Source organism: Caulobacter sp. FWC2, from assembly GCF_002742625.1.
GTDB lineage: Bacteria > Pseudomonadota > Alphaproteobacteria > Caulobacterales > Caulobacteraceae > Caulobacter.
Map to the genome: position 1 here is coordinate 943,812 of NZ_PEBF01000001.1, position 10,978 is coordinate 954,789.

Below are 10,978 nucleotides of genomic sequence, written 5' to 3' on the forward strand. Positions count from 1 at the left end.
GGGATGCGCTGCGCCAGGCTTCGATGCTAAGCAGTGCCCTCAACACTCGGGGGAGCGCATGATTCCGTTCAGGGCCGACTTCAAAGCCGATCGGGGCCAGATCCTGTTCGCCCTGGCGGCGACGCTGATCCCCGTCGTTCTGTGCGGCTTCATGTTCGGCTTCGACATCGCTTCGGCCCACGCGGAATTCTGGGGCCGGCCCAAGGGCGACATGGCGGTGATGACCGCCTCGTACGAGGCGTTCATCCGCCAGCCCTGGCATTGGCCGCTGACCACGGTGACGGGGCTGGGCGACAAGCCGATCTCGATCGTCTTCACCGACAGCATCCCCTGGCTGGCGATCGTCCTGAAAGCCACCGGCCTGTCGCATCTGTTCAACCCGCTGGGCCTGTTCCTGCTGCTGTCCTATCCGCTGCAGGTCTGGAGCATGATCGGCCTGCTGCGGGCCCTGGGCGTCACCGACCGCTGGGTGCTGCTGCTGGGCGGCCTGGCGTCGCTGATGCTGCCGGCCTGGATCGCCCGCCAGTTCGGCCATGTGGCGCTGTCGGGGCACTGGATCATCCTGGTCGGCCTGACCCTGTCTGTGCGCTCGATCCGCGAGGGCCTGACCTGGAAGCGCGCGGCCTGTTTCGCGGGCCTGTTCGCCCTGATCGTCGGGATCCACGCCTATCACCTGCCGCCGGTCGCCGCCGCCTTCGGCGCGGCCCTGCTGGCCGAGCTGCTGCAGCGCCGGGCCGGGGGCTTGATCCGCGTGCTGGGCGCGGTCGCCATGGCCATCGCCGCCCTGGCGGTCTCGACCTGGATCCTCGACTACCAGGACGGCCGCGGCCTGACCGGCGGGGCGACGGCCCTGGGCGTCTATTCGATGAATCTGGTCGGCCCGTTCTGGCCGCAGGCCTCGAAGCTGGCCGGCCAGCTGTGGACCGGCTCCTGGTACACCGGCGTGGTCGACGCCAACGGCGCCCAGTCTTTCGAGGGTTACCAGTATCTCGGCGGCGGCTTTCTGCTGCTGATCCTGGCCATGGCCGGATTCCAGCTGGTCGCGGCCGTTCGCCGGCGCGGCGTCTCCAAGGCCTTCTGGGCGCGCTGGACGCCGATGATCCTGGCCATGATCGCCCTGACGGTCTGGGCGGTGGGCTGGTCGGCCTACGCCTTCAAGACCCACGTCTACGACCTGCCCAAGCCCAAGGGCGGACTGGCCGAGATCGTCGGCGGCTTCCGCGCCCACGGCCGGTTCTTCTGGGCGGTCGGCTACCTGCTGCTGGCCCTGGCCATCACCTGGGCCAGCCGCCTGCCGCGTCGGACGGCGCTGGCGGTGCTGGCCGCGACCCTGGCCGTGCAGGCCGTCGACACCAGCCTGCTGCGCCATGGCGTGCGCCAGATCTTCGGCTGGGCCGACCCGCAGGCCTATCCGGTCGCGCTGACCGCCAGCCCGAAGACCGCCAACCGCCACTGGACCTTCGCGCCGACCTACTACTGCACGCCGAACTACGGCGACCTGACGGTCATGCGGCAGCTGTTCCACGCCATCGTCCGCAACGGCGGCTCGGCCAACACCTATCCGACCGCGCGCAGCAGCGATCCGCCCTGCGTGGTCACCCGGCCGGAGACCTTCGTCGACGCCGCGCCCGGCGATCGCCGCATCACCATCGTCATGGCCAACGGCCAGGCGAAGGGCGGCTTCCTGGATCCGATCGCCAAGCGCACCGACTGCTATCGCTTCGGCGCCGGCGTGGCCTGCGGACGCGATCTTGACGGAATCAGCGGCCTGACGCCCGTGAAGGCGGGCGAACTGGCGGGCGCGCCCTGAGGCTTCGGCCACAGGGCTTTGTCATGGACTGAACACCGCGCGTGGGGACGCGCGGTCATTGCTTGAGGGGTGGGGAAGATGGGCGCTAGGAACACCAAGTGGATGTGGGGCGTCGGCGCGGCGCTCTGGTGCCTGCTGCTCGCCGGCCTGCTATCGACCGACCGCCTGCTGTCGCTGTCGGTGGACAGCTCCTACCACCTGCAGGTCATGGAGGTCGTGCGCCACGCCTTCCTGATCCCGCAGAAGGGCCATGAGTTCATGGCCGAGATGTTCATCTATCCCAAGCTCAGCCACCGGTTCGCGGCCCTGTTCGCCACCCTGGGCTGGTCCGAGCTGAACGCCCTGCTGATGGCCGGGGTGCTGTCGGCGGCGGTGGTGTGGATCGTGCTGTTCGACCAGGCGCGGCGGGTGTCGCTGACCTATCTGGTCGCCAGCCTCGGCTTCATGCTGGTCAACATCTTCGCCGTGCGCGGGGCGTTCGGGGCCGAGCTGGTCGACAACTTCTTCTTCCCGCAGATCGTGGGCGAGGCCGTGGCCATGCTATGCTTGGTCGGCGGCGCGGCGCTGCTGCCCCGCTCGCGCCCGCTCTATGTCGTCTACGCCACCGCCGCGGTGCTGTTCTGCGGCTGCTTCCACCTGGTGCCGACCCTGAAGCTGGCCGGCGCCCTGATGGCCATGCTGGCCCTGGCCTGGCTGCGCGACCTGATCCACGCCCGCCGCTTCGACTGGGTCGGCCTGGTCGGCCTGCTGGCCATCGCCGGCGGCGTCGTCGGCAGTCCCTATTTCTGGCGGATGCGCTGGATGGCGGCCAACAACGGCAGCCTGCACCTGGCCAGCGACATGCCACTGAACGGCCTGGCCGCCGCCGCCATCGTGCTGACCCTGCTGTCGGCCTGGGTGCTGCTGGTCGAGCTGCGCCGCGATCCCGGCGCGGTCGAGGACGCCGCCGGCCCGACCGCCGCCACCGTGCTGCTGGCCTGCCTGGGCGCGGCCGCGGCCCTGGCCTCCCTGGCCCAATACGGCATGTACGTGTTCAAGGGCGACGGCTCGGAATACGCCGTCCTCAAGCACAGCTTCGGGGTCTTCACCCTGTTGGCCTTCGTCGCCCCGCTGTGGTTCCTGACCGTGCTGGGCGTGCGCGCGCCTGCCGGCGAGGCCGCCTCCGACAAGATCGCGCCCGCCTGGCTCGCCGCCATCGGCCCGGCCCCGGCCTTCGCCGCCCAGCTGGTGGTGATGCTGTGCCTGTTCCTGCGGCCCAGCGCCCTGGACGTCCACAGGCTGGACGCCATCCTGCACGACGTGCGCGAGGTGCGCCTGACGCGCGGCATCGAGGGCGAGAAGGTGATGTTCTCGGCCTCGGACGTAAAGCCGGTCACCACCTACATGGCCACCATCGCCATGCTGCGCTCGCCCCACGGCGGCAATGTGCTGAGCCTGCTGGGGGACGGTCGACCGGACCGCCCGGGCGACGTGGACTACATCGTCACCCTGCCGGGCGACACCTATGACAAGCCCGGCTGCCGCTCGGGCAAGCCGGTGGGCCTGGTGGTGGTGATGGTCGGCCCGTGCGTCGAGCCGCCGTCGCTGCTGTTCAAGGCTGGTGGGAGCGGGGTGCCCTATCTGCGCGAGGGCTGGTCGGGTCCCGAGGCCGCCGGCGTCTGGTCCGATGACTATCGCGCGACGGTGGAGATCCCGATCTCCCCGGCCCAGCGCACCCTAGCCAGCGCCTCGCTGCAGGTCGCCGCCTTCGGCTTCTTGCCGCCGGAATCGCCGTTCCGCACGGCCACGGTCTCGGCCGCCGGCGTGTCGGAGACCTACAAGCTGGGCCTGACCACGTCCCTGCGCCACGACTTCCTGCTGAACCTGCCGCCCGAGGCGCTGAAGGGCGACAAGCTGGTGGTGACCTTCGACATCCCCGACGCCAAGACCCCGCAGGAACTGGGCCTCAGCAAGGACGACACCCGCCGCCTGGGCGTCGGGCTGGAAGCGATCCGGATCATCCCGACGCCGGTGATGCGGTAGGTGTTCTCGCAACGCCCACAGCCGCCGTCATTCCCGCCGTCGTGGCGGGAACCCCTCTGTCCGCCGCAAGGGCGGGCGGGGCGGATCGCTGGCGATCCGCTTGCATCTCACGTGTCAGCTGAACCAGGGGTTCCCGCCACAAGGGCGGGAATGACGGTGGGTTTGAATCGGTGGCCGCCCCGTCGGTTTCGCTAAACCTTGCGCGCGATCACCGCGATCGACAGGCCGAAGGGCAGGCCGCCGCCGACGGCGAGGGGGGCCTCCAGCGAGAACACGCCGGCCAGGGCCTTGTTGAGCCAGGACGGCGGCATGGCGTCGTCGGCGCTGTTGTCCTTCAGCAGCTTCTTGACGGTGCGCTGCACGGCGGCCAGCGGGAACAGCAGGCTGTTGAAATAGGTCGCGGTCTCGACCTTCAGGCCCGCTTCCTCGAACAGGGCGCGGTACTGGGGCAGCAGGTAGCGGCGCTTGTGGTGGTGCAGCACGTCGTGGTGGCTCCACATCCACTGATAGGCCGGCACCGTGGTCAGGATCGCGCCGCCGGGCTTGACCAGCCGGGCCAGGGCTCTCACCGAGCCGGCGTCGTCATCGACGTGCTCGACCACGTCGAAGGCGCAGACCAGGTCGAAGGTCTCGGGCGCGTAGGGCAGGCCGTCCGGCAGCAGGCCGGTGTCGATCGCCAGGCCCAGGCGCTCGGCGGCGTAGGCGCGCGACTCGTCGTCCGGCTCCAGGGCCTTCACGTCGCCGAACTCGCGCAGCAGCGGGACATTGCCGCCCGCGCCGCAGCCGACCTCCAGGATCCGGGCGCCGGCCGGCGGGGCCAGGCGCTGCAACAGGCCGCGCAGGATCTTGCGGCGTCCGACGAACCACCAGTGGTCGGTCTCCAGCTCGCGGATGCGGTCGTAGATCAGGCGGTCCATGCGGCGTCCCGGTCGGTCGTGGTCGGTTGGTGGGCGAAGACCCAGAAATGGCTCAGCAGGAAGAGCGCGGCGGTATAGCTGGCCACGGCCGCGCCCTGGGCGGCGACGTCGAACAGGGCGCCGTGCGGCAGGATCAGACGCGCCAGGGTCAGCACGCCCTGGTTCAGGGCGAAGGCCACGGCCACGGCCACACCGTAGCGCAGCGGGGCCGAGCGCGCGGCGCGGCGGGCCTTGAACACAAAGAGCTTGCTCAGCGCGAAGCTGACGCAGACCCCGACCGCATAGCCGATGGCGTTGGCGATGTGCGGGTCGACATGCAGCCCGACATCCAGGGCCAGGATGATGGTCAGGCCGACCAGGGTGTTGGCGACCCCCGCCACGCCATAGCGCAGGGCCGAGACCAGGAATTCGCGCCGCGCCGGGGTCAGCAGGGCGCTCACGTCTCGGAAGCCCGGGCGTCGAAGCCGTAGCGGTCCATGATCACGTACAGCGGCCGGCCCTTCACTTCCTGATAGATGCGGGCGACGTACTCGCCTAGCGAGCCGATGGCCAGCATCTGGATGGCGAAGCCCGACAGGATCACCACCATCAGCGACGGGTAGCCGGGGACCTTGTTGCCTTCCAGCAGGGTGCGCAGCACCAGGAACACGGCCGCCGAGGCCGCCAGCAGGCCGGCGATCAGGCCGACATAGCTCCAGATCCGGATCGGGGCGGTGCTGAACGAGGTGATGCCGTCGAGGGCGAAGTTCCAGAGCTTCCAGTAGCGGAACGAGCTGGTCCCGGCCGCGCGCTCGGGGCGGGCATAGGGGATCGGCGTCTGCTTGAAGCCGACCCAGGCGAACAGGCCCTTCATGAAGCGGTTGCGCTCGGGCAGCTGGCGCAGCACCTCGACGACGCGCTTGTCCATCAGCCGGTAGTCGCCGGCGTTGTAGGGCAAGTCGACGTCCGACATCCGGTTGAAGGCCTTGTAGAAGCCCTGGGCCGTCAGGCGCTTGACGAAGGTGTCGCTGCTGCGGTCGACCCGCACGCCATAGGCCACGTCGGCACCGGACTCCCAGGCCGCGATGAACTGGCCGATCAGCTCCGGCGGGTCCTGCAGGTCGCAGTCGATCGGCACCACCATGTCGCCGGTCACCGCGTCCAGGCCGGCCGACAGGGCGACCTCCTTGCCGAAGTTGCGGGCCAGGTTGATGACCTTGATGCGCGGGTCGCGCTGATGGTGTTTCAGCAGCACCGCCAGGGTGTGGTCGCGGCTGCCGTCATTGACGCAGACGATCTCGTAATCGACCCCCAGCCGCGCCAGCTCGGCGTCGATGCGGTCGAAGAACATGTCCAGCACCTCCTGCTCGTTAAAACAGGGCGCGACGATCGACAGCGTCTTGCCGACGCGCGAGCGCGTAGCGACGGGATCGGCTTGGAGCGCGAGGGGGGGCGCGGCGATGACGGACGCGGACGACTGAACCATGAGGCAGGGTTTAGCCGGGTTACGCGCGAAGGGGGAGGGGAAAGCGCGGCCGGCATTTCCACAACGCCGCTCATCCCCGCGAAAGCGGGGACCCAAGCTGATTTTCCCCATCCCCGTCATCCCGCGCTTCATGCGCGGGACCCATGGTTCAGCTTGCGCGTGAGCGATCAGGTCCGCACTTCACTTGCGGCGGACAAATGGGTCCCGCGCATGAAGCGCGGGATGACGGGATATGGTGGGATTGTTCGGATACGCCGTTTGGGTCCCCGCTTTCGCGGGGATGAGCGGATAAAAGGAAGCGTCAGGAAGCCTCGGCTTCCGTCTCGGTCTCGTCGGCCCCGTCGCGGAATTCGTCCGCCGTCAGGAACGCGATGCCTTCCTCGTCCAGCATCCAGGCGCCCAGGAAGGCGGCGTGGCTGGGATCGACCTCTTCGTCGATCAGGTCGCCTTCATAGAGGCCGACATGGCTGTAGTCGAAGTCCAGCGACAGCTGGTTGGCCATGCTGAGCATCTCGTCGGCCATGCGGCGCGAATAGCCCAGGGCTTCGATGTCGCTGCCGAATTCATCGGCCAGCGAGCTGACCTCCGCCGCATCGCTGCCTTGGGTCGCACTGGTCGTGACGATGGTGAAAGCGGGCATGGCAAGGGTCTCTCTTCAGTCTGGAGCCCCACCCCTAACCCGTTCGGCCGGGGGAAGGGTCCAAATTCTGAGAGAACATCGTGCGGCGAGGCGGCCCGTTCAGCGATCGGCGCCGCCGCGCACGTCCTTCTTGGTGGCGCGATAGACCTTTTGCAGCCCGCCCTGGCGGCGGCGCTCGGCGTCCCGGGCCAGGCGCTCGGTCTTCTGCTCCATGGCGGCCAGCTCCAGGCCCAGCTTCTGGAAGTGCGCCCAGCGGTCGGGATCCAGCGCGCCGCTCTCGATCGCCTCGCGCACCGCGCAGCCGGGTTCGTTGGCGTGGGTGCAGTCGCTGAACTTGCAGGCCCCCGTCAGCTGCTCGATGTCGTCGAACACCACGCTGACGCCTTGCTCGGCGTCGACCAGGCCGATCTCGCGCACCCCGGGGGTGTCGACGATCAGCCCGCCGCCGGGCAGCAGGACAAGCTCGCGGTGGCTGGTGGTGTGGCGGCCCTTGTCGTCGCCCTCGCGGACGTCCGCCGTGGCCATGCGCTGCTCGCCCAGCAGGACGTTGACCAGGGTGGACTTGCCGACCCCGGACGAGCCGATCAGCACGCAGGTCTCGCCCGGCGCCAGGTGGGCCAGCAGGGCGTCCAGGCCGACCCCTTGCCGCGCCGAGATGCTGACGACCGGGCAGCCGGCCGCCAGGGCCTCGATCTCGGCGGTCTGGGGTCCGGTCTCGGCGACGAGGTCCGACTTGGTCAGCACGATCACCGGCCGCGCGCCGCTCTGCCAGGCGGCGGCCAGATAGCGCTCGATCCGGCGCGGATTGAGGTCGCCGTTCATCGAGGTGACGATGAAGGCCAGGTCGACATTGGCGGCGATCACCTGCGGCGACTGCAGGCTGTCGGCGGCCCGGCGGATGAAGGCGGTGCGGCGCGGCAGCAGGGCGTGGATGGTGGCGCTGCGCTCGGCGGCGTTGACCGACATCGCCACCCAGTCGCCGACGGCCGGGTGGCCGATCTCGCGGGCCTCGTGGCGCAGGCGGCCGGAGGGCTTGGCGCGCAGCTCGCCCTTGTCGGTGGCCACCAGATAGCCGTTGCGCTGCTGGACGACGACGCGCCCGGGCACATAGCCGGCGCGGGCGTGCGGCTTGAAGGCCTGCGCCAGCGCGTCGGACCATCCGTATTGCGTGATCAAGTCGAGGCTTTCAAACGCCAGGGCTCCTTGAGGCGGTTCTGCGGGTGCGGGTCGTGGTGAACCATTCTAGAGGCGCCGACGGGTAACGGCCAGCCGTCCCGGCACCGCCCCGCAGTAGCGAGCCGCCGCGAAAAGCGGCATACCCTGCGGTATGGCGAAAGACATGACCTACGCGCGCTATCTGGCGCTGGACGAACTGCTCGCGGCCCAGAAGCCGCAGAGCGACCGGCACGACGAACTGCTGTTCATCGTCATCCACCAGACCAAGGAGCTGTGGCTCAAGGAGATCATCCACGAGGTCGAGCTGGCCAAGCGGCTGATCGCGGCCCACGACGTCGAGCCGGCCTACAAGGCCCTGGCGCGGGTGTCGCGGATCCAGACGGTGATGACCCTGTCGTGGGACGTGCTGGCGACCATGACGCCGGCCGACTACCTCAGCTTCCGGGGCGACCTGGGCTCGTCCTCGGGCTTCCAGTCGCACCAGTTCCGGACCCTGGAATACCTGCTGGGCCTGAAGGACCAGAGCTTCCTGAAGTTCCACGAGGAAGGCTCCTCAGCCTTGGGCCAGCTGCAGGCCGCGCTCGATGCGCCCAGCCTGTACGACGTGGCCATCGCCCAGCTGCCTCGCCACGGCCTGACCGTGCCCGACAGCGCCCTGAACCGCGACTTCAGCCAGACCTACGCACCGTCCGAGGGCGTCGAGGCCGCCTGGCTGGAGGTCTATCGCGACCCGCAGCGCTATTGGGAGCTGTACCAGCTGGCCGAGAAGCTGGTCGACCTGGACGACGCCCTGGTCACCTGGCGCCACAAGCACGTGCTGACCGTCGAGCGGATCATCGGCGGCCGGCCGGGGACGGGCGGCACCGATGGGGTGGGGTATCTGGCCAGCACCCTGCGCCGTCGCGCGTTCCCCGAGCTGTGGTCGCTGAGGACCAAGCTCTGATGTCGGCCCGCAAGAACCTGTTCTCCAAGGCCCTGTCCGTGCCGGGCCGGCTGCACATGGCCGCTCACAGCCACCACCTGTGGCCCGACGCCACCCTGGCCGGGCAGGTCGAGGCCTGGGAGGACGCCGTCGTCCTGGCCGACCACAAGTGGGACAAGGCGCTGGGCCAGGTCTATCCGGCCGCCCAGGGCCTGGTGGCCCGCGAGCTGAACCTGCCGTCCCCAGAGAGCGTGGTCTTCGCGCCCAACACCCACGCCTTGCTGGCGGTGCTGATGTCGGCGATCGAGCGCCCATCGGCCAACCAGCCGATCCGCGTGCTGTCCACCGACGGCGAGTTCCACTCGTTCCGCCGCCAGGCCCAGCGCTGGGCCGAGGCCGGCCAGATCGAGCTGACCCTGGTCGAGACCGACCGTCCCGACTTCGTCGAGCGGTTCCTGTCGGCCGCCAGGACCGGGACCTACGACCTGATCTTCGTCAGCCACGTGTTCTTCAAGACCGGCTTTGTCTTCGACCGCGTCTGGGAGCTGGCCGAGCTGGCCCGGCCCGAGGGGCCGTGGATCGTGGTCGACGGCTATCACGGCTTCCGCGCCGTCCCGGCCGACCTGTCGGCGGTGGCGGACCGAATCTTCTACGTCGCCGGCGGCTACAAATACGCCATGGCCGGGGAGGGCGCGGCCTTCCTGCACGCGCCGGAGGGCTATGGCCCGCGCCCGGTGCTGACCGGCTGGTACGCCGAGTTTGGCGACCTGGAAGGCCCGCCCGGCGGGGTCGGCTATGTCCGCGACGCCGGCCGCTTCATGGGCGCGACCTTCGATCCCTCGGGCCTCTACCGCTTCGTGGCGGCGGGCCGGATGCTGGAGGCTGAAGGCCTGAGCACGGCGGTGGTCGTTGCCCATGTCGGGCGCCTGCAACGGCTGTTGCTGGACCAGATCGCCGACGGCCAGGCCGGCCCGCTGAAGGACGCCGTGGTGCTGAACCCGCCGGGCGAGGGACCGCAGGCGCGCTTCCTGGCCCTGCGACACGAAAAAGCCAGCGCCTGGAAACAGGCGCTGGCTGAAAAGGGCGTGGTGACCGACGTCCGCGACGACGTGCTGCGCGTGGGGCTGTCGATCTATCACGACGAGGCGGACGTGGCGGCGTTCTGCGGGGTGTGTCGGGGGCTGACCTAGTCTCCTTCTCCCCTTGCGGGAGAAGGTGTCAGCGCAGCTGACGGATGAGGGGTCGCACAAACGAAAGCCGCCGCGACAGCGGTTAAGCCGTCGCGGCGGATCCTGTCTTCAACCCCTCACCCGACCCGCTTCGCGGGCCACCCTCTCCCGCAAGGGGAGAGGGGAGGGGCTCTAGCCTCTAAGCCGACAGGCGTTCCAGCGCGTGCAGCATCGAGCCCATGGCCTCGTGCACCGGCTTGCCGTCGCGGTCGTAGCTGCCGGTCTCGAAGATCTGGACCAGGTCGGCGCGGGCGCGGCTGACGCGGCTCTTCACCGTGCCGACGGCGACGCCGATGATCTCGGCCGCTTCCTCGTACGAGAAGCCGCCGGCGCCGATCAGGATCAGCGCCTCGCGCTGGTTCTCGGGCAGCATCAGCATCGCCTGGCGCAGGTCGTCCAGGGCGATGGCGCCGTCGAAATTGGTGTTGGCCACCAGGGTGCGTTCGGCGGTTTCCTGATCCAGGCCCACCGAGCGCCAGCTGCGGCGCTTTTCCGAATAGAACTGGTTGCGCAGGATCATGAAGGTCCAGGCCTTCATGTTGGTGCCCATGGCGAAGCTGTTGCGGCTGGCCCAGGCCTTGGCCACGGCCTCCTGCGCCAGGTCGTCGGCGGCGGTGGCGTCGCCGCACAGCGAACGGGCGAAGGCGCGCAGATGCGGAATCAGCGCGACCAGATCGCGCTCGAAGGTCTTTTGGTCCTGATGGTCCATGACGGTCCCCGCTTGAAGATACTCAAGCTATCAAACGGGGCTGGAACGGTTTGGTTGCGCCGGAGAACGGTGTTCTTTGGTGGCGTCT

10 protein-coding genes are annotated in these 10,978 nt (G+C 69.3%); 4 read left to right on the forward strand and 6 right to left on the reverse strand.

What is annotated here, in order from left to right; translation table 11 throughout:
• Window positions 1-58: 58 nt before the first annotated feature.
• Both CSW62_RS04500 and CSW62_RS04505 read left to right on the forward strand, forming a co-directional pair.
• Entirely contained in the window at window positions 59-1,810 is a 1,752-nt protein-coding gene (locus CSW62_RS04500; protein ID WP_099575983.1) for a DUF6311 domain-containing protein, read from the forward strand.
• A gap of 78 nt (window positions 1,811-1,888) precedes the next feature.
• Window positions 1,889-3,832 carry a hypothetical protein gene (locus tag CSW62_RS04505; RefSeq protein WP_099575984.1) on the forward strand — a complete coding sequence of 648 codons (1,944 nt, stop codon included), beginning with the start codon at window positions 1,889-1,891 and terminating at the stop codon, window positions 3,830-3,832.
• 191 nt (window positions 3,833-4,023) lie between these two features.
• Here the strand turns inward: CSW62_RS04505 and CSW62_RS04510 are convergent, their stop codons facing one another.
• The 5 genes from CSW62_RS04510 to rsgA form a co-directional block, all read right to left on the reverse strand.
• A complete protein-coding gene (locus CSW62_RS04510) occupies window positions 4,024-4,749 on the reverse strand; it encodes a bifunctional 2-polyprenyl-6-hydroxyphenol methylase/3-demethylubiquinol 3-O-methyltransferase UbiG (protein WP_099575985.1) in 726 nt (241 codons plus the stop codon).
• Window positions 4,737-5,189, reverse strand: coding sequence for a GtrA family protein (locus CSW62_RS04515; RefSeq protein WP_099575986.1), 453 nt, complete (start codon window positions 5,187-5,189; stop codon window positions 4,737-4,739). Before CSW62_RS04515 ends, CSW62_RS04510 begins: the two co-directional genes overlap by 13 nt.
• Window positions 5,186-6,214, reverse strand: coding sequence for a glycosyltransferase family 2 protein (locus CSW62_RS04520; protein ID WP_099575987.1), 1,029 nt, complete (start codon window positions 6,212-6,214; stop codon window positions 5,186-5,188). Before CSW62_RS04520 ends, CSW62_RS04515 begins: the two co-directional genes overlap by 4 nt.
• Window positions 6,215-6,515: 301 nt before the next feature.
• Complete coding sequence (locus CSW62_RS04525) at window positions 6,516-6,854, reverse strand: hypothetical protein (protein WP_099575988.1); 339 nt, start codon at window positions 6,852-6,854, stop codon at window positions 6,516-6,518.
• Between the two features lie 99 nt (window positions 6,855-6,953).
• On the reverse strand, window positions 6,954-8,030 hold the full coding sequence (gene rsgA, locus CSW62_RS04530) for a ribosome small subunit-dependent GTPase A (protein WP_099575989.1): 1,077 nt from the start codon (window positions 8,028-8,030) through the stop codon (window positions 6,954-6,956).
• A 151-nt stretch (window positions 8,031-8,181) separates the two neighbouring features.
• Here rsgA and CSW62_RS04535 point away from each other — a divergent pair, with 151 nt between their 5' ends.
• Window positions 8,182-8,973 (forward strand): tryptophan 2,3-dioxygenase, encoded by a 792-nt coding sequence (locus CSW62_RS04535; RefSeq protein ID WP_099575990.1) that lies wholly within the window; start codon window positions 8,182-8,184, stop codon window positions 8,971-8,973.
• On the forward strand, window positions 8,949-10,142 hold the full coding sequence (locus CSW62_RS04540; RefSeq protein WP_099575991.1) for an aminotransferase class V-fold PLP-dependent enzyme: 1,194 nt from the start codon (window positions 8,949-8,951) through the stop codon (window positions 10,140-10,142). The genes CSW62_RS04535 and CSW62_RS04540 overlap by 25 nt, the downstream gene beginning before the upstream one ends.
• A gap of 178 nt (window positions 10,143-10,320) precedes the next feature.
• On the opposite strand, the gene CSW62_RS04545 is transcribed toward CSW62_RS04540, so the two are convergent.
• Window positions 10,321-10,890 carry a sigma-70 family RNA polymerase sigma factor gene (locus CSW62_RS04545; RefSeq protein WP_099575992.1) on the reverse strand — a complete coding sequence of 190 codons (570 nt, stop codon included), beginning with the start codon at window positions 10,888-10,890 and terminating at the stop codon, window positions 10,321-10,323.
• Window positions 10,891-10,978 lie beyond the last annotated feature (88 nt).